The following is a 26,607-nucleotide window of genomic DNA, read 5'->3' on the forward strand; positions in this document are numbered from 1 at the left end:
GGTCAGTCGACCCCGGCCCAGCCCGCGGTCGTCACCCCGCAGCAGGACGCGGCCACCCCGCCCACGACGCAGCCGGGCACCACGGTGCCGGCGCAGCCGGGCACCCAGCCGGTCAAGCCGAACGACCGCACCGCGGACCCGGCGGTCACCACCCCGGCGCAGAACCCGGACGCCGACACCATGACCGGCCCGCAGACGGTCACCCCGCAGGCGAAGCCGCAGTGGCAGTCGCCCGCGGTGGACGCGGCCCCGGCCGCCCCGGTGGTCGCCATGGCCGGTCCGCACTCCGAGCTCGGCGTCAACCTCGACGGCGGCGCGGTGCTGCCGGGCTGGGCCGCCAACACCCACCACTTCAGCAACCTGGACGGCTACGTCGGCACCATCGGCTACACCACGCCGGGCGGGCTGGGCGAGGCCGGCATGTCGCTGGACTTCACCACGGTCAACCAGATCAAGGTGACGGCGTTCGCGGGCAGCGGCCCGGACAACGATCAGAAGGTCGAGTTCGTGCTGGACACGGCCGCGGCCAACGCCGCCAAGGCCAATGCCGAGAACTTCATTCGCCTGCTTCCGGGCGGCGCCACGGTGCTCGAGGCCGCGGCCCAGATTGGTAGGCTCCCCGAAGGCGAGCGGCCGTCGCAGTCCATCGACATCGGTGGCGTGACCGCGCAGACGGGTGGTTCGGTCCAGTACTGACCGGACCGTTCGACACCGGAAAACGGTGCCGGTAGGAGCAGTGTCGTCGCGTGGGGCGGTCGGTAGCGACCGCCCCACGCGTCTGTGGCGAAAGGACGGGTGATGGTTTCGGGCAAAGACGAATCCGCGGACCGTCAGGCATCTCAGGGGGGAGCGCCGGAGTCCGAGTTCGGGCCCTCGCTCAATGATTTCGGGCCGTCCCTCAACGATTTCGGCCCGGCCCCGGTCGCCGACGGGCCGGGCTGGAGCCCGGCCCCGGGACCGCAGAGCCCCGATCTGGCCTGGCGTCCCGCGGGCGCGCCGCAGTTCCGCGCACCCGATGCGTGGCAGCCCGCCACCGGGCAGTATCCGGCCGCGACCGGACCGTCCACGGGCCAGTATCCGGCCGTGAACCCGGTGGCGCAGGCTCCCGGTACCCCCGATGTCGAAGAGACCGTCAAGATCCCGTCTGGCGGGCCGCGATCGGCGGCGGTGGACGTGGAGCGGACGACCAGGATCTCTGACGCCGATTCGGCGGCCGCGGAACGGAATTCGGCCCCGGCCGACACCGACGGATCCGCCGACTCCTGGTGGCGGTCCGCGCCCAGCGGCTTCCCGCCCGCGCCGCCGTCGGAATCGGCCGCGGGGCAGCCGGAGTCGCTGTCCTGGGCCGACGATCCGATCGCCAAGGCGCTGGCGCCGAAAACCACTGCGCCGCAGCGTAAGCCGGAACCCGAGCCGCGGCGTTCGTGGCGCAAGATCGGGCTGATCGCCGGCGCGGCGGTGACGGTGCTCGCGGTGGCCGGCGGCGTCATCTTCGCGCTGTCCCGGGGCGGCGCCGACACCGCGCCGACGGCCGGGGTCACCACCGGCAAGCCCTCGCCCTCGGTGGCGGCGCTGAGCTGCCCGGCCAAGCGGGACGGCAAGCTCACCATCGGCAACGGCGTCGGCGGCACCGGCAGTGGCGTGGACGCGATCCTCGGTTTCCAGTACGCCTTCTACGTGGACCGCAGCGGTGTGAAGGCGCACTCCTTCGTGGTGCCCGGCGCGACCACCGTGGCGCCCGCCGAGGTGATGCAGGCCAAGGGCATCGATCAGCTCAAGCCCGGCACCACCTATTGCCTGAAGATCGTCGAGACCGGCCCGGAGGCCTATGACGTGGACATCACCGAGCACCGGGTGGACGGCACCACCGAGGTGTACGTGGAGCACATCAGAACCACGGTGGTCGACGGTAAGCATCTGATCCAGTCGATCGAGTAGCCCGCTCGAGCGGGTCGGGACCGTGTCGGTCCAGGCCCTGGAAACTGGACCCGGATTCCCAATATTCGGGACGGTGATTTCATATTCTGGTCGCCGTGTGACATGGTGGGTTTTCGCATACCCCGGCGTTCCCTCGGAGGTGGTTCATGTCCGCGACCTTCCCGCCCCTCGCGCGGCGGCTCGACGGCCTGCAGAGTTCGGCGATCCGTGACCTGCTCAAACTCACCTCGCGCGCGGACATCATCAGCTTGGCCGGAGGATTGCCCGACGCCGAACTCATGCCCCGCGACCGGATCGCCACGGCCGCCGACGCCGCCCTGTCCGACCGGGCCCGGCTGCAGTACACCGAGTCGCCCGGCTGGGGTCCGCTGCGCGAGGTGCTGGCCGTCCGCGAGTCCGCCCGGCTGGGCCGCCCGGTGCCGGTCGAGGAGATCTTCGTGACCCACGGCTCGCAGCAGGCGCTGTCGCTGCTGTCGGAGGTGCTGCTGGATCCGGGCGCGCTGGTGGTGGTCGAGGATCCCGCGTATGTCGGTGCGCTGCAGGTCTTCCGGGCCGCCGGGGCTCGCATCGAGGCTGTTCCCTTGGATGCCGAGGGCATGCGCGTCGACGCCCTGCGTGAGCTCCTGGACGCCGGTGAGCGGCCCGCGGTGGTGCACACGGTCAGCAACTTCCACAACCCGGGCGGGGTCACCCTGGTCCCGGAGCGCCGCCGTGAGCTGGCGGAGCTGGCCGAGCGGTACGGCTTCTGGATCATCGAGGACGACCCGTACGGCGAACTCTGGTTCGATCGGCCCTCACCCGCGCCGGTCGCGACCTACTCGCCCAATGTGATCCGCCTGTCCAGCGCGTCCAAGATCCTGGCCCCCACCCTGCGCGCGGGCTGGATGATCGCGCCCACCCAGGTCTGCCGCGCGGTGGAACTGCTCAAGCAGGGCGCGGACCTGTGCGGTTCGGCGCTCACCCAGCAGATCGCCGCCGACCTGCTCGCCGACACCGATTGGCTTGCCGCCCACGTGGATTCGGTGCGCCAGGTGTACGGCGCCCGGGCCAAGGCGCTGGTCGGCGCGGTGCGGGCCCGATTCGGGGACCGTGTGGTCAGCACCGACGCCTCCGGCGGCATGTTCGTGTGGGTCGACTTCACCGACGGCACCGACACCACCGCCCTGCTGCCGCGCGCCCTGGACGCGGGCGTCGCCTACGTGCCGGGCAACGCCTTCGCCGTCTCCACCGACTACACCCGCTCGATGCGCCTGTGCTTCACCACCTCCGGGGAAGCCACCCTCGAGCAGGCGGTCGATCGGCTGGCGGCGGCTCACGCCCAGTCGTAGGTGCGTTCCACCGCCTTGTTCCACTCGCGTAGCCGGTGGTCGCGGTCGGCGGCCGGCATGTTCGGGGTCCAGCGCTTGTCCTCGGCCCAGTTGGCCCGGATGTCGTCGGTGGAGGACCAGTAGCCGACGGCCAGACCCGCCGCGTAGGCCGCGCCCAGCGCCGTGGTCTCGGTGACCACCGGGCGCACCACCGTGGCGTCCAGGATGTCGGACTGGAACTGCATGAGCAGTTCGTTGGCGACCATGCCGCCGTCCACCTTCAAGGTCACCTTCTCGACGTCGAGGCGCTGCGCGTCGGCGTCGGCGCGCATGGCGTCGATGACCTCGCGGGTCTGGAAAGCCGTGGCCTCCAATACCGCTCGCGCGAGATGGCCCTTGTTCACGAAGCGGGTCAGGCCCGCCACCACGCCGCGCGCGTCCGGCCGCCAGCGCGGGGCGAACAGGCCGGAGAAGGCGGGCACCACGTACGCGCCGCCATTGTCGGCGACGGTACGGGCCAGCGGCTCGATCTCCTCGGCCGAGGAGATGATGCCGAGATTGTCGCGCAGCCACTGCACCAGCGAACCGGTGACCGCGATGGAGCCCTCCAGCGCGTACACCGCGGGCTGGTCGCCCAGCTGATAGCAGACCGTGGTGAGCAGGCCGTGCTCACTGAACACCGGGGTGGTGCCGGTATTCATCAGCATGAAATTGCCGGTGCCGTAGGTGTTCTTGGTGTCGCCGGGGGACAGGCAGGCCTGGCCGAAGGTGGCGGCCTGCTGGTCGCCGAGAATGCCGGCCACCGGGACACCCGCCAGCGCGCCGGAGGTGATGGGGGCGTACACCTCGGAGCTGCTGCGGATCGCGGGCAGCATGGCCATCGGGATGTCGAACTCGGCGCAGATCCGCGGATCCCATTGCAGCGTGCGCAGATCCATCAGCATGGTGCGCGAGGCATTGGTGACGTCGGTGATGTGCTCGCCGGTCAGGTTCCACAGGATCCAGCTGTCCATGGTGCCGAAGCACAGCTCCCCGGACTCGGCGCGCGCCCGCGCGCCCGGCACGGTGTCCAGGATCCAGCGCAGCTTGGGACCGGCGAAGTAGGTGGACAGCGGCAGCCCGGTGCGGTCGGCGTACCGGTTGGGGCCCTGGTCGCCGGCCAGCAGGGTGGTCAGCTCGGCGGTGCGGGTGTCCTGCCAGACGATGGCGTGGTGGATCGGCTTGCCGGTGGCGCGTTCCCACACCACGGTGGTCTCGCGCTGATTGGTGACCCCGGCGGCCGCCACGTCCGACGCCCCGATTCCGCAGGCCCGCAGCGCCTCGGCGATCACGGATTCGGTATTGCGCCAGATGGATTCGGCATCGTGCTCGACCCATCCGGGTTTCGGGAAGATCTGCTCGTGTTCGCGCTGGGCGACTCCGGCGATTCGGCCCTGCTGATCGAAGAGGATGCAACGACTCGACGTCGTGCCTTGATCGATGGCGGCCACATAGCGACGCATTGATCGAGGCTAACCGACGACAGCCCGGCCGCCGGGCTAGTGTGGGCTACGGTAGCGCTGGGTAGCCGAAAAATAGCCCGGAGGAGTCTCCGTATGACGAATCAACCGCGATCGCAGTTCCTCGGCCCCGAGCAGCGCGAAGCTGCCTGGGGACAGCTCGGCAAGGACACTTTCGACGTCATCGTGATCGGCGGCGGCGTGGTCGGCGCGGGCATCGCCCTGGACGCGGCCACCCGGGGACTCGAGGTCGCCCTGGTCGAGGCCCGCGACCTGGCCTCGGGCACCTCCAGCCGGTCCTCGAAGATGTTCCACGGCGGCCTGCGCTACCTGGAGATGATGGAATTCGGGTTGGTTCAGGAGGCGCTGAAGGAACGGGAACTCGCGCTGTCCACCCTCGCGCCGCACCTGGTCAAGCCGCTCAAATTCCTCTACCCGCTCACCCACCTCGGCTGGGAACGGCCCTACGTCACCGCGGGTCTGGTCCTCTACGACACCATGGGCGGCGCGAAATCCGTTCCCGGACAGCATCATCTGACCCGGTCCGCGGCGCTGCGCCAGGCCCCCGGCCTGAAGCGCGACGCCCTCACCGGCGGTGTCAACTACTACGACACCGTCGTCGACGACGCCCGCCACACCATGACCGTGGCCCGCACCGCCGCCCACTACGGCGCTGTCATCCGCACCTCCACCCAGGTGGTCGGATTCCTCAAGGAGGCGGACCGGGTCGTCGGCGTCAAGGTGCGTGACAGCGAGGACGGGCGCACCACCGAGGTGCACGGCAGCGTCGTCATCAACGCCACCGGCGTCTGGACCGACGAACTCCAGGCACTCGCGAAGCAGCGCGGGCGATTCCACGTGCGCGCGTCCAAGGGCGTGCACATCGTGGTGCCGCGCGACCGCATCGCCAGCGACACCTCCATCATCCTGCGCACCGAGAAGTCCGTGCTCTTCGTCATCGCCTGGAGCACGGACCACTGGATCATAGGCACCACCGACACCGACTGGAACCTCGACCTCGCGCACCCCGCCGCCACCAAATCCGATATCGACTACCTGCTCGGGCACATCAACAAGGTGCTGGTCACGCCGCTCACCCACGCCGACATCACCGGCGTCTACGCGGGCCTGCGGCCGCTGCTCGCCGGCGAGAGCGACCAGACCTCCAAACTCTCCCGCGAACATGCCGTCGCCCGCATCGCGCCCGGCCTGGTCGCCATCGCGGGCGGCAAGTACACCACCTACCGCAATATGGCCTACGACGCGGTCGACGAAGCGGCACAGGACATTCCGCTCCGGGTGCCGCCCACCATCACCGAGAAGGTGCCGCTGCTCGGCGCCGACGGCTACCACGCGCTGATGAACCAGACCCCGCACCTGGCCGAGAAGTACGGTGTGCACCCGTACCGGATCCAGCACCTGCTCAACCGGTACGGCTCCCTCATCGACGAAGTGCTCGGGCTGGCCGCCGGGAAACCCGATCTGCTGCAACCGATCACCGACTCGCCCGGATACCTGAAGGTGGAAGCCGTCTACGCGGCCGCCGCCGAAGCGGCCCTGCACCTGGACGACATCCTGGCCCGGCGCACCCGCATCTCCATCGAATACGCCCACCGCGGCGTCGATTCCGCCGACGAGGTGGCGCGGCTGGTGGCCCCGGTCCTGGGCTGGTCCGAGGCCGACATCGAACGCGAGGTGGAGGTCTACCGGGCGCGGGTGCGGGCCGAGATCGAATCCCAGACCCAGCCCGACGACGCCTCCGCCGACGCCTTGCGCTCGGAGGCGCCCGAGGCGCGGCGGGAAGTGCTCGACCCGGTGCCGATCAACCAGCCCGAATCGGTCTGAGACCGCACCCGCGAACCGGCGCCGGGGATGGATTCCGCGGCGCCGGTTCGGCGTTCGGCACGCCCGCGCGAAGGTTCAGCGGACCAGCTTGTAGTTGAACTCCGTGGTGCCCAGCGCGCCCATCAGCCGCACCCACAACGGCAGCATCATCTCGGTGCCGCGGGCGGTGGTGATATCGCCCAGGTCGACGATGTCGTCCCAGCCGAACTCGCGCAGCAGATCGGTGACGACGGCCTTGGCGGCGGCGTCGTCACCGGACAGGAACATGGTGTGGTCGCCGCCCGCCACCCGCTCCGGACGCACCATCACCTCGGCGGTCACCGTATTGAGCGTCTTCACCACCCGCGCCTCGGGGAACGCGCGCTGCACCCGCTCGCCGATCGAATCGGTATTGCACACCGCGAGGAACGGCGGGAATCCCTGCGAGAAGTCCAGGGGGTTCGACACGTCGATCACCACCTTGCCGGTCAGATTCGAGGCCCCCGCACCGTCCAGCGCGACCACGCTCGCCTGCCCGGCGGTCGCGTTGATGATCAACTCCGCGCCCGCCGCCGCCTCGGCCGCGGTCGCCAGCGGAGCCGGGAACGGATCCTCCGACCGCGCCTCGGTGGCCGCCACATCGCGGGTGCCGATCACCACATCGTGTCCCAGCTCTGCCAACCGCGCCGACAGGGTGCGCCCGACCGCCCCGGTGCCCAGGATTCCGATTTTCATGCCGCCCACCCTAGGCCCGGAAACCCAGCCCGGGAACACCTTTCGAGGCCATTGAAACCGGCTCGTCACAGTGCGCACCGGCCCGCCTCCCCGGGGCGCGCCGGTCAGCGGTCCGGAGGGAGCTGGCAGCGGGGACAGAAATAGACGCCCCGCTCGGCCCGATCCGCGTGCGCCTCGTCACCGAGCAGGTGCACGACCAGGTTGGTGCCGCAGCGCCGGCACGGCCGCCGCTGCCGTCCGTAAGCCAAAGCCCGCCACGGCGGTTCGTGCGCCGCCTTCAGCAACACCCGATGCGCCTCGTCCACCAGCCCGGGCAGATCCTCGACCTCGCCCACCGGCGTCACGGGGTGCACGCGCCGTAGGAAGCAGATCTCACTCCGGTAGATATTGCCGATCCCGGCCAGATTGGTCTGATCCAGCAGCGCCAGCCCGATCGGCGTCGCCGGCTCCCGCAGCAACCGGCGCACCGCCTCGGCGGCATCCCAGTCCGGCCCGAGCAGATCCGGCCCGAGATGGTCGGTGACGGTGTGCTCCGCGCCCCGCCGCAGCACCTCCACCAGTCCCAGCGAGAACCCGACAGCCTCCGCGTCCGCGGTCCCCAGCACCAGCCGCGCAGTGAACCCCGGCCGATTCCACCGCTGCCCGGGCGCGAACACCCGCCACTCGCCCTCCATCTTCAGATGCGTATGAACACTCAGCTCCGGCGTCCGCACGAACAAATGCTTGCCGTAGGTACCGACACCCTCGACCTCCTGCCCGCGCAGATCCAGCGTCGCGTAGCGCGGCACCCGGAAGTCACTGCGCGTCAACACCTTGCCGCCGAGCGCCTTTCGGAGGCGCGCGGCGGTGAGGAAGACCGCATCGCCCTCAGGCACGGCCGACTCCGGCGCGGGCCGAGGACTGCGCTCGACCGTTCGAGGCGGGCGCCGCCGGGCGCGAAGCCAGGGTTGCGGCGGCGACGAAGGCTCCGCACCGGGTGCCCGATCGTGGTTGGCGGGCTGCGCTCCGGCGTCGCGCCCCGGCCCGCGGGACTGTGGCCCACGCGCGACTCATGGTCGACTCCGGAGCCGGAAGCCCTTCGGGGTGGCGGCGAAACCGGCCTCGGCGAGGAAGTCGGCGAACGTGTTGCCGTGCACCGATTCGCCGTTCACCCGGTCGATGACCAGCGAATCGACCCGGCGGTCATGAACCAGCCCCGCCAGCGCGGCGGCCGCGACCGTCCGCACCGCCGGATCCTCGGTAAAGGTCAGCAGGGTCTTGCCGCCGCGCTCCAGATACAGCGCCAGCTCGCCTTCCACCAGCACCACGAGGGCGCCCGCCTTGCGGCCCGGCCGATGTCCCGCACCCTCGGCCGCGGCCTTGGGCCAGGGTAGCGCCGCGCCATAGGGATTGGCCGGATCGCAGGAGGCCAGGACCACGGCCTTACCCACCGGCTCGTGCGAGAAGTCGTCTCCCGCCGAGCGGCTCCGCTCGGTGTCGAAGGAACGCAGCCGATCCACCACGTCGGTGGTCGAGAACTGCGCGCCGCCCAGCGAATCCACGAAGTAGCCGCGCCGGCAGCGCCCCCGGTCCTCGAACTCGGTCAGCACCCGATACATGAGCGCGAACCCGCCCGGCACTCCCTCGCTCTGCACCGAACCCCGGGTCAGCACGCCGTAGCGCTCCAGCAGCACATCCGCGGTGGCATGCGCGCGAACCGTATTGTCGGCCACCCGCTCCGGCAGCAACGACCAGCGCCCGGCCACCTGTGGGGAGGAGGTGCGCGCGGGCATCCCGCTACGCGGCAGGTACATCCGGCCGCGCGGCGCGCGCCGGGGAGTCCGGTGCGCGGTGGTGGTGCGAGCGGTCCCCGCCAGCAGGGCGCGCACGGGAGCGAAGGTATCGCCGCCGATGTGGCCGGCCCACACCAGATCCCACAGCGCCGCCGTCACCGCGGCCTCCTCGGCGCCGCTCGCCGAATCCACACCACTACCGAGACCCACAGCGCCGCCGGAACGGATCGAGCCACGGTCGCTCGCGCCCCGGAGGCCGACGCCACCGGCGGACCCCGCGGAGCTGACGCTGTCCAGCAATTGCCGGAAGAAGTACGCGCCCCCGGTACTACCCGGCACAACGTGGTATTCGCCCCTCGGCAACGAGACGCCGGCCGGTTCCGGGCCGCCGCCGGAAGCCGATTCGTCGCTGTGGCGATGGGCGGTGTCGTCCACGCCTGCGTCGGTGGCCCGATCGCTAGCGGCCGAATCCGGACCAGCGGAAACGTAGTTCGGGTTGGCGTCGTCGGAGCTCGCCGCACCGCGCGCGCCGGTACGGCCGGACGCGCCACCGGATGGGGGCAGGGTGCCGCCGATCACCGTGGCGCCCAAGGCCGTCAGCAGGCTGATATGCCGTTCGGTCAGGTCGATGTCGTCGGGTGGGGGGAGGGTCAGGGCCGCCTGTTCGGCGGGATGCAGGGCGATCCAGCCGTCCTTGGCGGTGATGGCGCCGTGGCCGGACCAGATGACCTCGCCGGTGGCCATGAGTTCGTCGAGCATGGCGGGGGAGTAGTCGCGGACCCGGAGCGGGAGGATGAGGGACTCCCAGGCCGAGGCCGGGATCGGTACGCCCGCAAGCTGTTCCACCACGGCCGCCACGCCGTCCACGCCGCGCAGCTCGCCGGTGCCGACATGCTGCCAGGACGGGAGGAAGCGGCCGAGGGCCGCGGTGGCGACCGGCTCGACCTCCTTGCGGGCGGCGGCCAGCGAGCGGCGGCGGAGGCGGCGCAGGACTTCGCTGTCGCACCATTCGGTGCCCGCCGCGCCGGGGGTGAATTCGCCTTCCACCACCCGCTTCTCGAGAGCGAGCCGGTGCAGGGCGGTCGCCGCCACTGCGGGGCCGAGACCGAAACGGTGGGCGGCCTGGGTCAGGGTGAAGGGCCCGTGGGTGCGGGCGTAGCGGCCGATCAGGTCGCCCAGCGGGTCGGCGACAGGTTCGATGAAGGCGGCGGGGACGCCGATGGGCAGCGGGACGCCCAGCGCGTCACGCAGCCGGGAAGCGTCCTCGATGGCGACCCACCACCGCGACCCGGCGAAGGAAACCTCCAGCGCCCGCCGCGATTTCACGAGCTCGGCGAACCACTCCCCGGGATCGTCCACGCACCGCTCGGTAGCCTCGGCGGCGGTCAACGGCCCGAGCAGCCGCAGCAGGTCGGCGAGTCCTTCCCTATCCCGGGCGTGGCGTTCGGGGGTGAGCCGCTGCAACTCCCGCTCGGTCTGGTCGAGCACGGCGGCATCGAGCAGCTCGCGCAGTTCGACCCGGCCGAGCAGCTCCGCGAGCAGACTGGAGTCCAGCGACAACGCGGCCGCGCGGCGTTCGGCGAGCGGGCTGTCGCCCTCGTACATGAACTGCCCGATGTAGTCGAACAGCAGGGAGTTGGCGAACGGCGACGGGGCCGCGGTCTCCACCTCCACCAGCCGGATCTGCCGCCGCGCCACCCGGCCCAGCAGATCCCGCAGCGACGGCAGGTCGTACACGTCCTGCAGGCACTCGCGGACCGTCTCCAGCAAGATCGGGAAATCGGGGAACTTGCGGGCCACATCCAGCAGCTGCGCGGCCCGCTGCCGCTGCTGCCACAGCGGCGCGCGCTTGCCGGGATCGCGGCGCGGCAGCAGCAGCGCCCGGGCCGCGCACTCCCGGAAGCGGGACGCGAACAGGGCGGAGCCGCCGACCTGTTCGGTGACCAGATCGTCGATCTCGTCGGTCTCGAAGACGAACAGCTCCGCGCCCGGCGGATCATCGGTGGTGTCCGGCAGCCGCACCACGATCCCGTCATCCGACGGCGTGGGCGCGGCGTCCACCCCGAACCGCTCCCGCAACCGCGCCCCCACCGCCAGCGCCCACGGCGCGTGCACCGGCAGCCCGTAGGGCGAGTGCAACACCACCCGCCAGTCGCCCAGCTCATCACGGAAGCGCTCCACGACCAGCGTCTTGTCCGTCGGCAACTGCCCGGTCGCCTCCCGCTGCTCGGCCAGCAGCGACACCAGATTCCCGGTCGCGTTCGCATCCAGCCCCGCCACCCGCGAGACCCGCTCCAGCTCGGTCTCCGGTGCCGCCTTGCGCCCCGCTCCACCGGCTTTCGAGGCGCGTGCTCGCGAGCCGCCGGTTTTCGCGGAGTCCGCCGCGGTCGCCTCGGGGTCGTGCCCCGCGGCGAATTCGGTCAGCGCCTCGGCCAACTCGACGGGTTCACGCCCTGCGGCCGGCGCGCCGGTGGCCTTGCGAGCGTTGGTCTTTCCCGCGGCCGCGGCCCGCATGCCGGCCGAGGTTCGGGCGGGCGCGCGGTGTTGTTCGACCGCCTGTCCGGCCTGCCGCACGAATTCGCCCAGTGCCGCGCCCAGTTCGGCGGGCCGGCCCAGGGAGTCGCCGTGCCAGAAGGGGAGTCGCCCGGGTTGGCCGAACGCGGGTGTCACCAGGACGCGGTCGAAGGTGATCTCCTCGATCCGCCAACTCGTCGCGCCGAGCGCGAAGACGTCGCCGACCCGCGACTCGTAGACCATCTCCTCGTCGAGTTCGCCGACCCGGGAGGCTTTTTCGCCGACCATGAACACCGGGAACAGGCCGCGATCCGGGATCGCGCCACCGGAGGTCACCGCGAGCCGCTGCGCGCCCGGACGGCCGCTGAGCGTTCCGGCGTCGCGGTCCCACACGATGCGGGGCCGCAGCTCGGCGAACTCGTCGGAGGGGTAGCGGCCCGCCAGCAGGTCCAGCACCGATTCGTAGGCCGAACGAGGCAGCGCCGCATAGCTTCCGGTGCCGCGGACGGTGTCGAACCAGGCGTCGGCGTCGATGGGTTCCAGCGCGCAGGCCGCGACCGTCTGCTGCGCCAGGATGTCGAGCGGATGCGCCGGGATCTGGAGCTGCTCGATCTGCCCGGCCACCATGCGCTGCGACGCCACCGCGCAATGGATGACATCGGTGCGGTGCTTGGGAAAGATGACGCCCCGCGAGATCTCGCCCACCTGATGCCCGGCGCGGCCCACCCGCTGCAGACCGGAGGCCACCGACGGCGGTGCCTCCACCTGCACCACCAGCTCCACCGCGCCCATGTCGATGCCGAGTTCGAGGCTGCTGGTGGCGACCACGCACCGCAGCCGCCCGCTCTTGAGGTCGTCCTCGATGAGCGCCCGCTGCTCCTTGCTCACCGACCCGTGATGGGCGCGCGCCAGCAGCGTCGTGGCGCCGTGGATCACCTCGGTGGAGGCCCCCAGCTGCGCGGGCGGCCCGTGCTCGGTGCCGACGGATTCCCCGATCCGCGCCGCGTACGCCTCGTTCAAACGCGCGGTGAGCCGTTCGGAGAGCCGCCGCGAATTCGCGAACACGATCGAGGACCGATGCTCGAGCACCAGATCCACGATCGCCTCGTCCACGTGCGGCCAGATCGAGCCGGGCTGATCCGAATCCTCGGCTCCCGCATCGGGTTCGGTCATATCCGGCACCGGCACCCGCACCGACAGGTCGAAGGTCTTGGGCGCGGGCGGCGCGACGATGGTGATGGGCGCGCTCCCGACCAGGAACCGCCCCACCTCCTCCGGCGGCCGCACCGTCGCGGACAGGCCGATCCGCTGCGCCGGCCGTTCCAGCTGCTCCGACCGCAACAGATCCAGCCGCGCCAGCGAAAGCGCCAGGTGCGCACCGCGTTTGGAGCCCGCGATGGCGTGCACCTCGTCCACGATGATCGTGTGCACCCCGCTCAGCGTCTCCCGCGCCGCCGAAGTGAGCATGAGGAACAGCGATTCCGGGGTGGTGATCAGAATGTCCGGCGGCGTGCGCCGCATGCCCCGCCGATCCGCCGCGCTGGTGTCACCGGACCGCACCCCCACCCGGATCTCGGGCGCGGCCTCCCCCAGCCGTTTCGCCGTCTGCGTGATCCCCACCAGCGGCGCGCGCAGATTCCGCTCCACGTCCACCGCCAGCGCTTTCAGCGGCGAGATGTAGAGGACCGAGGTCTTGCGCGGCCCCGGCTCGGGTTCCCGGGTGGCCAGCCGGTCGATGGCCCACAGGAACGCCGACAGCGTCTTACCCGACCCGGTGGGCGCGATCACCAGCGTGTGCTGACCCGCCGCGATGGATTCCCAGGCCCCCAGCTGGGCGGCCGTCGGCGCGGGGAAGGCGCCGTCGAACCACTCACGAGTCGCGGGCGAGAACCGATCCATCGTCCCAGTCTGCACCCGGCCACCGACACTCCCCGCTTCCCCGGACCTTCGGCGCGCGGGCAAACGTGATACGCCCCCGGCGCCGCGCGTAGGCTTCGGACCGTGCAGAAGGTGCTCCGGCTGGACCTGGTCAGTCACGGTATGACCGAGGCCATGCGCAGGGCGCGATTCCCCGTCGACGAACCGCTCACCGAGGCCGGCCGCCGCGCGGTGTCCTCGTGTGGGCGGCTGCACGCCGCGCGTGTCGTCACCGCGCCCGAGCGCCGCACCGTCGAGACCGCCACCCTCATGGGCCTGATGGGCGACGAGGACGACCGATTACGCGACCTCGACGCGGGGGCGTGGCGCGGCGGCGAACTCATGTCGGTCCCCAAGGAGGACCTCTACCTCTGGCTCACCGATCCGAACTTTCGCGGCCACGGCGGCGAGGCGGTCGTGGACGTCATCGAGCGCACGGGGGAGTGGCTCGCCGATATCGCCCTCGACGGTGAGCCGACCATCGCCATCACCCATCCGGCGGTGATCCGCGCCGCCCTGCTGGTCACCCTGGACGCGCCCGCGAATTCGTTCTGGCGCATCGATGTTCCGCCGGTCAGCGTGACCCGGCTGCACTATCGCGGCGAATGGACGTTGCACTTCCGCTAGCCAGCAGCATGGCGCGCACCGCGTCGGTGATCAGCCCGGCGGACAGGCTCGGATCGATGGCGCGCTGAATGCCCAGTCCCAGGCCCAGACTCAGCACCGCGGTGGCGGCGTCCTCGGCCGGCAGCGGCAGGACCAGGCCGGTGGATTCGGCCAGCGCCTGCAATTGCGCCGCGACCGTGCCGCGCACCAGGCTCAGGCTCGACACCAGGGCGGCCTGCAGCGCCGGGTCGTCGCGGGCCACGATGGCGAACTCGAATTCCAGCATGGTCCAGCCGACATCGCCGAGGGTGCGTTCGGCCCAGTCCTGGAAGCGGTCGAGCCGGGTCTCGAGCGTCTCCTCACCCGCGAGCAGTTCGCTGACCTCCCCGAACTTGGTCTCGTGAATGAGGGCCAGCACCTCGAGACAGAGCGCCGACTTGGTGCGGAAGTTGGAGTAGACCGCGCCCTTGGAGTACCCGGCCTCCTCGGCCACCCGCTCCAGGCTGGTCTTGGCGTAGCCGTCTGTCAGGAACATCTCGCGCGCGGTCGCGAGCAGATCCGCGCGGGTGCGAGCCTGGCTCTCGGTCCTGGTCAGTCGTGCCATGGGTGCGATTCTAGGTTCTCCTGGATTTGGGATACCGTCGGTATGTGGATACTAGCCGCAGGGAGGTGGAGGCGATAGTGTGTGAAACCATGAGTAATAGGAACGGGTCACAGCGACGTGGCCTGGCCATCGGCTGCGGCGGCACCGTCGGCATGGCCTGGATCGTGGCCGCGCTGGCGGCGGTCGAGGACGTGCTCGGCTGGGACCCGCGCACCGCCGACGTCATGATCGGCACTTCCGCCGGTGCGGAAGCGCTCACCATGCTGGGCAGCGGGATCGGCGTGAACGAGCTGGTCGCCATGCAGCGCGGCACCTCGACCAACCCGATCCTCACCGCCCACATGCGTTCGGAGCCGGGGCGATTCCCGCCGCTGCCGCGCCCGCGCCTGGGCGCGCCCGGCCGCGCGGTCCGGGAACTGCTGGCCCGCCCCGGAAACGGGCACGCCCTGCTCACCGCGGGCAGCGGATTGCTGCCGCTGGGCGGCGGCGACCCGGCCTGGCTGCAATCCCTCGCCGAGCGCCTCAACCCCGGCCGCGACTGGGTCCAGCACCCGGCGACCTGGCTGGTCGCCATGGACAATGCGAGCGGGGAGCGCGTCGCCTTCGGCTCGCCGTCCGCGCCGGACGCGAATCTCGGTGCGGCCCTGCGGGCCTCGTGGGCCATTCCGGGCTGGTTCCCGGCGGTCCCGATCTCGGGCCGCGAGTTCGTCGACGGCGGCGCGGCCTCCACCGCCTCGGCCGACCTGCTCATCCCGGCCGGGCTGGACGAGGTCGTGGTGATCGCGCCGATGGCCTCCACCGGCCGCCTGCCCGTCACCAGCGCGGGCCACCTGTTCGAGCGGCAACTGCGAAACCGCATGAGCGAGAAGCTCGATGCCGAGATCGCGCTGCTGCGCGCGAGCGGGGTCAGGGTGCTGCGCATCGACGCCACCGCCGATGACCTCGCGGTGATGGGCCCGAACTTCATGGACGGCCGCCGCCGTCTTCCCACCTTCGAACACAGCCTCGGCAGCATCCGCAGCCGGGTCGAGCAGGGAGTTTTCGCGTGAGCATCCTCGGAAACGGTTACCCGGCCATCGATCTCGCCGGTGCGCGAGTCCTGATCACCGGCGCGGGCCGCGGCATCGGCCAGTGCACGGCCGAACTGTTCGCGAGCAAGGGCGCGCAAGTCGCCATCGCCGATGTGGACACCGCCGCCGCGCGGGCCGCCGCGGCCGCGCTGGACGCCCGAGCGTTCGAGCTCGACGTGCGGGATCGGGCGCAGTGGGACCGGGTCGTCGCCGACTTCGGCCGCATCGACATCCTGGTCAACAACGCGGGCGTGATGCCCGCCGGGGCCTTTCTCGACGAGGCGGACGCGGTGGGGCACACCACCATCGACGTCAATGTCTGGGGACTCATCCACGGCATGCGCGCCGTCGTCCCCGGCATGATCGAGCGCGGCCACGGCCACGTGGTGAACGTGGCCTCGCTGGCGGGCAAGATCCCGATCGCGGGTCTGGCCGTCTACAACGCCAGCAAGTTCGCGGCCGTGGGACTCTCCGCCGCAACGCGTTTGGAGTTCGCGCCGCACGGTGTCAGCGTCAGCTGCGTCCTGCCCTCGGCCGTGCGCACCCGCCTGTCCTCGGGCCTCGCGCTCGGCGGCGGCATGCCCACCGTCGACCCGGAGGACGTGGCCGCGGCCATCGCCGGCACGGTCCGCAGCCGTCGCGCCGAGGTCGCCGTCCCGAACTACCTGGGCCCCATCGACGTCGCCCTGGCCGCCGCGCCCGAGCCCGCGGTGCGGCTGGTCCGCAGGCTCTTCCACGGCGACCGGGTCCTGCACCCCGCCGACGCGCAGGTCCGCGCGCGCTACGAGGAGCAGGTCCGCGCGATCAACGCCGAGGACTAGCTACTCGAACCGGATGCCCTGTGCCAGCGGCAGTTCGGTGGAATAGTTGACGGTGTTGGTGGCCCGGCGCATGTACGCCTTCCACGAGTCCGAGCCGGATTCGCGGCCACCACCCGTCTGCTTCTCGCCACCGAAGGCGCCGCCGATCTCGGCCCCCGAGGTGCCGATATTGACATTGGCGATCCCGCAATCCGAGCCGTCGGCGGCCAGGAACCGCTCCGCCTCCCGCTGATCGCGGGTGAAGATCGACGACGACAGACCCTGCGGCACCGCGTTGTGCAGCTCGATGGCCGTGTCCAGATCGTGGTAGGTCATGGCGTAGAGGATCGGCGCGAAGGTCTCCTCCCGCACCACCGTGGTCTGCGCGGGCATGCGCACCAGGGCCGGGCGGACGTAGAAGGCGTTCTCGTCCGGCCCCTCGAAACGCTCACCACCGCACAGCAGTTCGCCACCGTCGGCCAGTGCCCGATCCAGCGCCGCGCACATGCCGTCGTAGGCGCGCTCGTTGATGAGCGGCCCGACGAGAACGCCCTCCTCGAGCGGATTACCCACGCGCAGTTGCCGATACGCCGCCGAAATCCGGTCCAGCAGCGGCTCGGCCGCTTCGGCGTGCACGATCAACCGGCGCAGCGTCGTGCAGCGCTGTCCGGCCGTGCCCGCGGCCGCGAACACGATGCCCCGGGTGGCCAGCTCCAGATCCGCCGAGGGCGCGACGATGGCGGCGTTGTTGCCGCCCAGCTCCAGCAGGCAGCGCCCGAACCGGGCCGCCACCCGCGGCGCCACCAGCTGCCCCATCCGCACCGACCCGGTCGCGCTCACCAGCGCCACCCGCGGATCGTCCACCAGCCGCTCGCCGACCGCCGCCGGGCCCTGAATCAACTGGTGCACTTCGGGATCCGCGCCCACGTCGACCGCCGCCCGGCGCAGCAGCGCGTGACAGGCCAACGCGGTCAGCGGCGTCGCCTCCGACGGCTTCCACACCACCGTGTCCCCGCACACCAGCGCGATGGCGGTGTTCCACGCCCACACCGCGACCGGGAAGTTGAACGCCGAGATCACCCCGGCCACCCCGAGCGGATGCCAGGTCTCCATCAGCCGGTGCCCCTGCCGCTCCGACGGCATGGTCCGCCCGTACAGCTGGCGCGACAGCCCGATGGCGAACTCGCAGACATCGATCATCTCCTGGACCTCGCCGCGCGCCTCCGCGCCGATCTTGCCCGCCTCCAGGGTGACCAGTTCGCCCAGGTCGTCCTGGTATTCGGTGAGCAGCGCCGCCAGCCGCCGCACCACCGCCGCGCGCCGCGGCGCCGGCACCGTCCGCCAGTCCCGGAAGGCCGCGTGCGCCCGGCCGATGGCGGCGTCCACCGCGGCGGAGTCGCTCGCGCGCAGGGTGATCAGCTCACCACCGGTGATCGGGGTGCGGGCCGAGAGCTCACCCGGCTCGGGCGTGTCGACGCCCAGCCGTCGCAGCAGCGTCTCCGTCCGCCGGCGTAGCTCACGGGTCGCGGTATCGGTCAGTGCGTGAGTCATTACATGCTCCAGGTTGGGTTCCGGCAACCGAGTTCGTTTCGCTGGGTTAGCCTTCGCTGATGGCGGATACACCGGCGAAACTTGTACTCGACGACATCGATCGACTGCTGATCCGTGAGCTGATTGCCGATGGTCGCGCCACCCTGTCCAATCTGGCGGAGAAGGCGAACCTTTCGGTGTCCGCGGTGCAGTCGCGGGTGCGGCGGCTCGAGGCGCGGGGCGTGATTCGCGGCTACACGGCGAACGTCGATCCCGAAGCGCTGGGCCAGATGCTGTCGGCTTTCGTCGCGATCACTCCTCTCGACCCGTCGCAACCCGATGACGCACCCGCACTGCTGCAGCACATTCCGGGCATCGAGGCGTGTCATTCGGTGGCCGGCGACGAGAGCTACATGCTCATGGTGCGGGTGGCCTCGCCCAGACACCTGGAGCAGCTGCTGCAGGAGATCCGCGCTACGGCCAATGTCAGGACGCGAAGCACCATCATTCTGCAAACATTCTATGACAAGTAGTCCCGGTCAGGCCGCAGACATTCGGGTGACGACACGGTCACAGACGTAATTGTTCCGGAACTTACGGGCATTGCCGTAAATATTCATTTACCCTGAGGGCGTGACCCTCGGACTCGATCGGCTCGGGGCGGCCGCCGAAACCACCCTTGTCACCCCCGCCCGGGTGCATGAGATCCTGTCGGCGAGCATCCTCGCCGACGGCTTCGACCTGGTACTGGACCTCAGCGAATCCCACGGCCGCCGGCTGGTCGACGCCCGCGACGGCACCTCCTACCTGGACATGTTCGGCTTCTTCGCGTCCAACACGCTGGGCATGAACCATCCGGCCCTGCTCGGCGACAAGCGCTTTCTGTCCGGCCTCACCACCGCCGCGCTCAACAAGCCCAGCAACTCCGACATCTACACCGTCGAAATGGCGCGCTTCATAGACACTTTCGTGCGCGTGCTCGGCGATCCGCGACTGCCGCACCTGTTCTTCATCGACGGCGGCGCCCTCGCCGTCGAGAACGCCCTCAAGGCCGCCTTCGACTGGAAGTCCCGGCACAACGAAAGCCACGGCCGCCCAGCCGAACTCGGCACCAAGGTGCTGCACCTGACCGGGGCCTTCCACGGCCGCACCGGATACACGCTGTCGCTGACCAACACCGACCCGGTGAAGACCGCGCGCTTCCCCAAGTTCGACTGGCCGCGCATCGACACCCCGTACCTGGGCCCCGACCACCCCGACATCGAGGCCGCCGAACGCCACGCCCTCGCCCAGGCCCGCCGCGCCTTCCGCGAAAGCCCGCACGACATAGCGTGTTTCATCGCCGAACCGATCCAGGGTGAGGGCGGTGACCGGCATCTGCGGCCGCAGTTCCTGCGCGCGGTCCAGCAGCTGTGCCACGAGCACGACGCGCTGTTCATCGTCGACGAGGTGCAGACCGGCGTCGGCATGACCGGCACCGTGTGGGCCTACCAGCAACTCGGACTGGAACCCGACATCGTCGCCTTCGGCAAGAAGACCCAGGTCTGCGGCATCATGGCCGGCGGCCGCGTCGACGAGGTGCCCAACAACGTCTTCCGGGTCAGCTCCCGCCTCAACTCCACCTGGGGCGGCAACCTCGCCGACATGGTCCGCGCCCGCCGCGTCTTCGAGGTGATCGAGCACGAGAACCTGGTGGTCCGCGCCCGCGACCTCGGCCCCTACCTGCTCGACCGCCTGATCGAATTGTCCACCACCCATGCGGAAGTCACCGATCCGCGCGGCCGCGGCCTGATGTGCGCGATCACCCTCGAATCCGCCGCGCTCCGCAATGACGTGGTGAACCGCCTGCGCGAGCAGGAACACGTCCTGATCCTCGGCACCGGCGAACGCGGCATCCGGTTCCGGCCGCCGCTCACCGTCACCGAAGCCGAACTCGACGAGGCCGTGGACGCTCTCGCCCGCGTATTGGGTTGAGCCGCAAGCCGGATCGTCCACTCCGGCTCGCCCGCATTTGCTGAATGATGGCTTTTGCCCGGCCCGCCGGCGTGACGACTCCCCGTGTTCTCGCCGTGAACATCCGTGTCGCCGCCTAGTATTCGACGACATGTCAGCTCACCGCAATGACATGTCAGCTCACCGCCATGTCGGCATGGCACGGTGCACCCTGTGAGCGCGCGGGGTGCACGTCTGGGTCTGATTCTCTCGCTGGTGATGCTGGCCGGTTGCTCGAACGGTGACACCGGCCCCGCATCGCCGACCGCCACACCGTCGTCCACCCCGCCCGGCGCGGTTCCCGCCGCCGTCGAGGCACCGCGATTACTGCCCGGCATGCCGCCGCCGCTCTCGCCCACCGACGTCTACGCCGCCACCCGGGAGCTGAGCCCCGCCGTCGCCGGTCAGCCCACCCGCGTCTACGTCCCCAACAGCGAGTCGCACACCATCACCGTCATCGACCCGGCCACCTTCGAGGTGATCGACAGCTTCCCCTCCGGCGGCAGCGAACCCCAGCACGTCGTGCCCTCCTACGACCTGCAGACCCTCTACGCCAACAACGACCTGCCCATCGGCGGCGGCAGCCTGCTGCCCATCGATCCCCGCACCGGCAAGCCCGGCGACCCGATCCCGGTCCGCGACCCGTACAACATGTACTTCACCCCGGACGGCAAATACGCCCTGGTGGTCGCCGAGGCCGACCGCTCCCTGGACTTCTACGACCCGCACAGCTGGCGGAAACTGCACGACATCGCGGTGCCCGAATGCCACGGCGTCAATCACCTGGACTTCACCGCCGACGGCCGCACGGCCCTGGTCAGCTGTGAATTCGGCGGCCGCATGGCCGTGGTCGACATCGAGGGGCTGAGCCTGCGGCGCATGATCGACCTGCCCGGGGGCGCCTCCGGCATGCCGCAGGACGTGAAGCTCTCGCCCGACGGCCGCACCTTCTTCGTGGCCGACATGATGGCGGGCGGCATCCACGTCTTCGACGCCCAGACCCTCGCCAACACCGGGTTCGTCGAGACCGGCCGCGGCACCCACGGCCTCTACGTCACCCGCGACTCGAAGCGGATGCTCATCACCAACCGCGGCGAGGGCAGCATCTCGGTCTGGGACTTCGCGACCGGGCGGCTGGCCGACACCTGGCGCATCCCGGGCGGCGGCAGCCCGGATATGGGCAACCTGTCCGCGGACGGCCGGGTGTTCTGGGTCTCGGGCCGCAACCACGGCGAGGTGTACGCCATCGACATCGTCGACTGGAAGCTGCTGGCCCGGATTCCGGTCGGGCGCGGGGCGCACGGGCTCACCATCTGGCCGCAGCCGGGCCGGTACTCGACCGGCCACACCGGTGTGATGCGTTGAGCCGTCGCCGGTTCCGGAGGCGACCCGCCCGAACCGAGGAGCGGCGCGGTGAACCGAAGTGTGGACCCCGCCAAAAGCTTGCCGGGATGACTGGCGAGATCCACTATTGAACATTGTTCGGGTTTGCCCGGTGGAGAGGCCGGATTCACTGCTCTACCTGCGGGTTTTTACTGGCGGGTAGTCAATAGCCGTACTCGCGAGTAGCCCCGACTGGATTACGGAGCGGGTCTGGTACTGGTTACACTCCGGGGCATGACGAGTGTCCAGCATCAGCCTTCGCCGGGTTCGGCGGGTGCCCCCGATATCCACACCACCGCCGGCAAGCTGGCTGACCTGCGCAATCGGCTGGAAGAGGCCAAGCACCCGATGGGTGAGGCGGCGGTCGACAAGGTTCATGCCAAGGGCAAGATGACCGCGCGCGAGCGCATCCTCGCCCTGCTGGACGAGGGCTCCTTCGTCGAACTCGACGCGCTGGCCCGGCACCGCAGCGTGAACTTCGGCCTGGAGAACCAGCGTCCGCTGGGCGACGGCGTGGTGACCGGCTACGGCACCATCGACGGCCGCGACGTCTGCATCTTCTCCCAGGACGTCACCGTCTTCGGTGGCTCCCTCGGCGAGGTCTACGGCGAGAAGATCGTCAAGGTGATGGACCTGGCCCTGCGGACCGGTCGTCCGCTCATCGGCATCAACGAGGGCGCCGGCGCGCGCATCCAGGAGGGCGTCGTCTCCCTGGGCCTCTACGGTGAGATCTTCCACCGCAACATCCAGGCCTCGGGCGTCATCCCGCAGATCTCGCTGATCATGGGCCCGGCCGCGGGTGGCCACGTCTACTCGCCCGCCCTGACCGACTTCGTCGTCATGGTCGACCAGACCTCGCAGATGTTCGTCACCGGCCCCGACGTGATCAAGACCGTCACCGGCGAGGAAGTCACCATGGAGGAGCTGGGCGGCGCCCACACCCACATGGTCAAGTCCGGCGTCGCGCACTACGTCGCCTCCGGCGAGCAGGACGCCCTGGACTACGTGCGCGACCTGCTCGGCTACCTGCCCAGCAACAACCGCGCCGAGGCCCCCCGCTTCCCGGCGACCGCCGCCGCGGGCGCCATCGAGGAGAACCTCACCGAGGCCGACCTCGAGCTGGACACCATCGTCCCGGACTCGCCGAACCAGCCCTACGACATGCACGAGGTCATCAAGCGCCTGGTGGACGACGAGGAGTTCCTCGAGGTCCAGGCCGAGCGCGCGATGAACGTCATCGTCGGCTTCGCCCGCATCGACGGCCGCAGCGTCGGCTTCGTGGCCAACCAGCCCTCGCAGTTCGCGGGCTGCCTGGACATCGACGCCTCGGAGAAGGCCGCGCGCTTCGTGCGCACCTGCGACGCCTTCAACATCCCGATCATCACCCTGGTCGACGTGCCGGGCTTCCTGCCGGGCACCGGCCAGGAGTACAACGGCATCATCCGGCGCGGCGCCAAGCTGCTCTACGCCTACGGTGAGGCCACTGTGGGCAAGATCACAATCATCACCCGCAAGGCCTACGGCGGCGCCTACGACGTCATGGGTTCCAAGCACATGGGCGCCGATGTGAACCTGGCGTGGCCGACCGCTCAGATCGCGGTCATGGGTGCGTCCGGCGCGGTCGGTTTCGTCTACCGCAAGCAGCTGCAGACCGCCGCCGCCGAGGGCAACGACGTCGACGCCCTGCGCCTCGAGCTGCAGAACGAGTACGAGGACACCCTCGTGAACCCGTACGTGGCGGCCGAGCGCGGCTACGTCGACGCGGTCATCCCGCCGTCGCACACCCGCGGCCAGATCGTGTCGGCGCTGCGGCTGCTGGAGCGCAAGATGGTGTCCCTGCCGCCGAAGAAGCACGGCAACATTCCGCTCTGAAAATGCGATATGCGCGGTGTGAGGCGCACACTGTCGAATAGGACAGTGGGACTCGTACCGCGCACGATCGCCTCATCCGGGCAAAGATGAAGGAAAGCCGCACCACCCCCGCGGCGAAGACAGGAGGACTGGCGCTGTGACGACCATGGCCGATGAAGAGGTACTGCGCGCCGCCGAACTGGACCTGGCCGCCGATGAGCTCGCCGAAGCCATCGACACCGCCGTCGCGGAGATCGAACCGGCGAGCACCGGCCCGGTCATCCAGGTGCTGAAGGGCAACCCGACCGACCTCGAGCTCGCCGCCCTGGTCAGCGTGTTCGCCGCGGCGTCGGCGAGTGCGGCCGCCGCCCCGGCCGACCGCGGCCCGGCGGACATGTGGGGTCGCCCGACCCTGCTGCACCGCGGCAGTTCTCCGTTCTCTCCCTACGCTTTCCCGGCGCTCTCGCACCTGCGCGACTGACGGCTTGTGACCGTCTTCGTACTGGCGTCACAATCTCCGGCCCGGCTCGGCGTCCTGCGCAACGCGGGCGTCGAACCGGTCGTCCGCGTGTCCCATGTGGACGAGGACGCCGTGGCCGCGGCCCTGCCCCCGGACACCCCGCCCGATCGAGTGGTGATCGAGCTGGCGCGCGCCAAGGCGCTGGAGGTGGCCGGGCAGCTGGCGGGTGATCCCGCCTTCACCGATTCCGTTGTCGTGGGCTGCGATTCGATGCTGCTCGTCGACGGCGCACTCCAGGGCAAGCCCCTGACTCCCGAGGTCGCCCGCGCGCGCTGGGCCGAGATGGCCGGACGCAGCGCTGATCTGCTGACCGGTCACTGTGTGCTGCGGCTGAATGCCGGAGAGATCGTCGGCGAGGCCGCCGACTGCAGTTCCACCACGGTGCATTTCGCCAAACCCGAGCCGGAGGAACTCGACGCGTACATCGCGACGGGGGAGCCGCTGCAGGTGGCCGGTTCCTTCACGCTCGACGGCCTCGGCGGCTGGTTCGTGGACAGGATCGACGGTGACCCGTCGAGCGTCATCGGTATCGGACTACCACTGGTTCGTCGACTGCTTGCCGAGGTGGGTGTCGGCATTGCGCGGCTGTGGGTCGGTGGCCGCGCGTAGTTGCGGCGCGATCCGCCCGGCCGAGGGCGCCAATCTGGGCTCGCCGGTGGCTAATCGGGGCTCGTCGGTCTCGGCCTGACCCTCGCGCCCGTCCTCGCCGGGGCGGCCCTGCAGCAATTCCAGTCGCGCCACGCACAATTCGGGCTCCACGAACGGGTGCAGGCGCACATTCACGCTCTCCCGGCCGCCATTGCGGTCCAGGGCTTCACGCATCAGGCCCAGGTGCACGCCGCACACCACCTCGGAGTGGGTGCGGGCGAGTTCGCGCAGCGGGCACGCGGTCATGCGGATCAGGGCGGATTCGTCGGTCTCGCCGGCCTGGTCGCGTTCGGGGGCGAAGCCGAGTTCCGACATCAGGGTGACGGTCAGGTCCTTGGCGTCCTCGAGCGATTCGATGGGCTGGTCGGCGGCTTCGAGTTTCGAGCCCCAGGCCCGGCCGGCGGTGATGGCGGCCTCGGAGCGGCGGCGCGGGTCGCTGCCGAGCTGATCGGCGAGCACTTGCGCCAATTCCTGATAACCCACCGATCGCTGTACAGCGGTATAGCCGATGCGCGGACGGCCGCGGCCGCGCGGCGGCTGCTGGAATTGACGGACCAGCGATTCCCGGGTCAGCACATCCAAATGGAAACGCACCGTTGTCACATGCTGGCCGGTGACGCGCGCCAGTTCCTGGGCATCGAGAGGCTCGCTGGCGCCACGTAGGATCGCAAGCAGTCGCCGTCGCGGCCAAGAATCGGACATAGCTCACCCCTCCTCTCGAGAGACTTTATCGGATGAAGGTGCGCTTAATTCGCCCAATCATCCGATTCGTGATCTGAAACGAGTTTCGTAACCGCCACATGCCTACGATCGGTGCAGAGAATCGAACCGCCAATACCTAACCCACCACGTGTGAAGGACCACAACGTGCCTGTCGCTCCGGATCCGCATCACTCATTCGGCTCCTACGCACATCCTCACCGACTAGTAACCACAGAGTGGCTGTCGGCAAACATCGGCACGCCGGGACTCAAGATCATCGAGTCCAACGAAGACATATTGCTATACGACATCGGCCATGTCCCGGGTGCCATCAAGATCGACTGGCGTACCGAGCTGATCGATCCGCGGACGCGCGATGTCGTCGACGGCGCGACCTTCGCCAACCTTATGCGGGCCAAGGGCATCGAACGCGGCGACACCGTGGTCATCTACGGGGATAAATCCAATGGCACCGCGGCCGCCACCCTGTGGGTGTTCTCCCTCTTCGGCCACGAGGACGTGCGCCTGCTGGATGGTGGCCGCGACGCCTGGATCTCCGAGGCCCGCGACACCACCTTCGAGGTGCCCGGGGCCGGGCGGGGTGAGTACCCGGTGGCCGATCGGGACGACAAGTCCGCGCGCGCCTTCCGGCAGGACGTGGTCGCGCATCTGGGCGGGCCGCTGATCGACGCGCGCGCGTTCGAGGAGTACACCGGCGAGCTGGTGGTGCTGGACCGTCCCGAGGAGCAGGCGTTGCGCGCGGGCCACATCCCGACCGCGGTCAACATCCCGTGGACCTCGTCGGTGGGCGCGGATGCCCGCTTCCGGCCCCGGGCCGAACTCGATGTCATCTACGGCGCGGTGATGGCCGGTGTCGCGCCGCTGGTCTACTCGCGGGTGGGGGAGCGGTCGGCGCTGACCTGGTACGTCCTGACCTACCTGCTGGGCGTGGACGGGGTGCGCAACTACGACGGCTCCTGGACCGAGTGGGCCAATGCCGTGGGGGCTCCTATCGTGATCGGTGCGGAACCCGGCGCGGCGCCCTCGGTCGTGGCAAGCTCGTAACGCCCGAACCCCCTTCGGGGGATTACCGGTGGAGGCTTCCCGGGAGTCTGGTAGAACAGGTTCTAAAAATTAGGCCTCGAGAGTCGCATGCCCACTCTCTGGGCCTACCCATTGGTAGCCCTAGCCGGGTTCGGTCATTGTTGGCACGATGCCTACACTGCCGACAGACGAAAGTATCCAGAGCACAGGAGGCTCAGTGCCCAACCATGCCAACGCGCAGATCACAAAGGTCCTCGTAGCCAACCGAGGCGAGATCGCCGTGCGCGTGATCCGGGCCGCCAAGGACGCCGGTATCGCCAGTGTGGCCGTGTATGCCGAACCGGACGCCGA

22 protein-coding genes are annotated in these 26,607 nt (G+C 70.1%); 15 read left to right on the plus strand and 7 right to left on the minus strand.

From position 1 onward, the window contains the following. From ACWELJ_RS23635 to ACWELJ_RS23645, 3 genes are all read left to right on the plus strand, one after another. Nucleotides 1–696 (plus strand): hypothetical protein (locus ACWELJ_RS23635; RefSeq protein WP_452368310.1); only part of this gene is annotated, 696 nt, incomplete at its 5' end. A gap of 102 nt (nt 697–798) precedes the next feature. Continuing rightward, entirely contained in the window at nt 799–1,938 is a 1,140-nt protein-coding gene (locus ACWELJ_RS23640) for a hypothetical protein (RefSeq protein WP_452368311.1), read from the plus strand. Between the two features lie 146 nt (nt 1,939–2,084). After that, nucleotides 2,085–3,266 carry an aminotransferase-like domain-containing protein gene (locus tag ACWELJ_RS23645; protein WP_452368312.1) on the plus strand — a complete coding sequence of 394 codons (1,182 nt, stop codon included), beginning with the start codon at nt 2,085–2,087 and terminating at the stop codon, nt 3,264–3,266. Here ACWELJ_RS23645 and glpK read toward each other — a convergent pair. Then, the gene (glpK, locus tag ACWELJ_RS23650) at nt 3,251–4,747 is read right to left on the minus strand and encodes a glycerol kinase GlpK (protein WP_452368313.1); all 1,497 of its coding nucleotides are present in this window, start codon (nt 4,745–4,747) and stop codon (nt 3,251–3,253) included. The genes ACWELJ_RS23645 and glpK overlap by 16 nt on opposite strands. Nucleotides 4,748–4,840: 93 nt before the next feature. Here glpK and glpD point away from each other — a divergent pair, with 93 nt between their 5' ends. After that, nucleotides 4,841–6,589, plus strand: coding sequence for a glycerol-3-phosphate dehydrogenase (glpD, locus tag ACWELJ_RS23655; RefSeq protein WP_452368314.1), 1,749 nt, complete (start codon nt 4,841–4,843; stop codon nt 6,587–6,589). 75 nt (nt 6,590–6,664) lie between these two features. Here the strand turns inward: glpD and ACWELJ_RS23660 are convergent, their stop codons facing one another. The 3 genes from ACWELJ_RS23660 to ACWELJ_RS23670 all read right to left on the minus strand — a co-directional run bounded on the left by ACWELJ_RS23660 (nt 6,665) and on the right by ACWELJ_RS23670 (nt 13,488). Then, nucleotides 6,665–7,303: an NADPH-dependent F420 reductase gene (locus ACWELJ_RS23660; protein ID WP_452368315.1), complete on the minus strand. Its 639-nt coding sequence runs from the start codon at nt 7,301–7,303 to the stop codon at nt 6,665–6,667. 104 nt (nt 7,304–7,407) lie between these two features. Continuing rightward, nucleotides 7,408–8,178, minus strand: coding sequence for a DNA-formamidopyrimidine glycosylase family protein (locus ACWELJ_RS23665; RefSeq protein WP_452368316.1), 771 nt, complete (start codon nt 8,176–8,178; stop codon nt 7,408–7,410). 174 nt (nt 8,179–8,352) lie between these two features. Continuing rightward, nucleotides 8,353–13,488: an ATP-dependent helicase gene (locus ACWELJ_RS23670; RefSeq protein ID WP_452368317.1), complete on the minus strand. Its 5,136-nt coding sequence runs from the start codon at nt 13,486–13,488 to the stop codon at nt 8,353–8,355. 102 nt (nt 13,489–13,590) lie between these two features. On the opposite strand from ACWELJ_RS23670, the gene ACWELJ_RS23675 reads away from it, so the two are divergent. Then, nucleotides 13,591–14,133 (plus strand): histidine phosphatase family protein, encoded by a 543-nt coding sequence (locus tag ACWELJ_RS23675; RefSeq protein WP_452368318.1) that lies wholly within the window; start codon nt 13,591–13,593, stop codon nt 14,131–14,133. Here ACWELJ_RS23675 and ACWELJ_RS23680 read toward each other — a convergent pair. After that, the gene (locus ACWELJ_RS23680; RefSeq protein WP_452368319.1) at nt 14,081–14,716 is read right to left on the minus strand and encodes a TetR/AcrR family transcriptional regulator; all 636 of its coding nucleotides are present in this window, start codon (nt 14,714–14,716) and stop codon (nt 14,081–14,083) included. The two genes, ACWELJ_RS23675 and ACWELJ_RS23680, sit on opposite strands and share 53 nt — an antisense overlap. 89 nt (nt 14,717–14,805) lie before the next feature. Here ACWELJ_RS23680 and ACWELJ_RS23685 point away from each other — a divergent pair, with 89 nt between their 5' ends. Further along, on the plus strand, nt 14,806–15,765 hold the full coding sequence (locus tag ACWELJ_RS23685; RefSeq protein ID WP_452368320.1) for a patatin-like phospholipase family protein: 960 nt from the start codon (nt 14,806–14,808) through the stop codon (nt 15,763–15,765). Further along, a complete protein-coding gene (locus ACWELJ_RS23690; RefSeq protein ID WP_452368321.1) occupies nt 15,762–16,607 on the plus strand; it encodes an SDR family oxidoreductase in 846 nt (281 codons plus the stop codon). The genes ACWELJ_RS23685 and ACWELJ_RS23690 overlap by 4 nt, the downstream gene beginning before the upstream one ends. Here the strand turns inward: ACWELJ_RS23690 and amaB are convergent, their stop codons facing one another. Then, a complete protein-coding gene (gene amaB, locus ACWELJ_RS23695; protein WP_452368322.1) occupies nt 16,608–18,137 on the minus strand; it encodes an L-piperidine-6-carboxylate dehydrogenase in 1,530 nt (509 codons plus the stop codon). It lies immediately after the preceding gene. Nucleotides 18,138–18,196: 59 nt separating this feature from the next. Between amaB and ACWELJ_RS23700 the strand changes: the two genes are divergently transcribed. From ACWELJ_RS23700 to ACWELJ_RS23725, 6 genes are all read left to right on the plus strand, one after another. Then, complete coding sequence (locus ACWELJ_RS23700) at nt 18,197–18,649, plus strand: Lrp/AsnC family transcriptional regulator (protein ID WP_040855781.1); 453 nt, start codon at nt 18,197–18,199, stop codon at nt 18,647–18,649. 100 nt (nt 18,650–18,749) lie between these two features. Then, nucleotides 18,750–20,090 carry an L-lysine 6-transaminase gene (gene lat, locus ACWELJ_RS23705; RefSeq protein ID WP_452368323.1) on the plus strand — a complete coding sequence of 447 codons (1,341 nt, stop codon included), beginning with the start codon at nt 18,750–18,752 and terminating at the stop codon, nt 20,088–20,090. Nucleotides 20,091–20,282: 192 nt separating this feature from the next. Next, nucleotides 20,283–21,473: a YVTN family beta-propeller repeat protein gene (locus ACWELJ_RS23710; RefSeq protein WP_452368324.1), complete on the plus strand. Its 1,191-nt coding sequence runs from the start codon at nt 20,283–20,285 to the stop codon at nt 21,471–21,473. A 252-nt stretch (nt 21,474–21,725) separates the two neighbouring features. Beyond that, nucleotides 21,726–23,363, plus strand: coding sequence for an acyl-CoA carboxylase subunit beta (locus ACWELJ_RS23715; protein WP_452368325.1), 1,638 nt, complete (start codon nt 21,726–21,728; stop codon nt 23,361–23,363). Nucleotides 23,364–23,508: 145 nt separating this feature from the next. Beyond that, the gene (locus tag ACWELJ_RS23720) at nt 23,509–23,823 is read left to right on the plus strand and encodes an acyl-CoA carboxylase subunit epsilon (protein ID WP_452368328.1); all 315 of its coding nucleotides are present in this window, start codon (nt 23,509–23,511) and stop codon (nt 23,821–23,823) included. Nucleotides 23,824–23,829: 6 nt separating this feature from the next. Beyond that, a complete protein-coding gene (locus ACWELJ_RS23725; RefSeq protein WP_452368326.1) occupies nt 23,830–24,471 on the plus strand; it encodes a Maf family protein in 642 nt (213 codons plus the stop codon). On the opposite strand, the gene ACWELJ_RS23730 is transcribed toward ACWELJ_RS23725, so the two are convergent. After that, nucleotides 24,397–25,212, minus strand: a complete 816-nt coding sequence (locus ACWELJ_RS23730) for a helix-turn-helix transcriptional regulator (RefSeq protein ID WP_452368327.1) — start codon at nt 25,210–25,212, stop codon at nt 24,397–24,399. The genes ACWELJ_RS23725 and ACWELJ_RS23730 overlap by 75 nt on opposite strands. A 165-nt stretch (nt 25,213–25,377) precedes the next feature. Between ACWELJ_RS23730 and ACWELJ_RS23735 the strand changes: the two genes are divergently transcribed. Both ACWELJ_RS23735 and ACWELJ_RS23740 read left to right on the plus strand, forming a co-directional pair. Then, complete coding sequence (locus ACWELJ_RS23735; protein WP_452368329.1) at nt 25,378–26,277, plus strand: sulfurtransferase; 900 nt, start codon at nt 25,378–25,380, stop codon at nt 26,275–26,277. Nucleotides 26,278–26,473: 196 nt separating this feature from the next. Beyond that, a partial coding sequence (locus tag ACWELJ_RS23740) for a biotin carboxylase N-terminal domain-containing protein (RefSeq protein ID WP_452368330.1) occupies nt 26,474–26,607 on the plus strand: 134 nt, incomplete at its 3' end.

Source organism: Nocardia sp. NPDC004582, assembly GCF_053602115.1.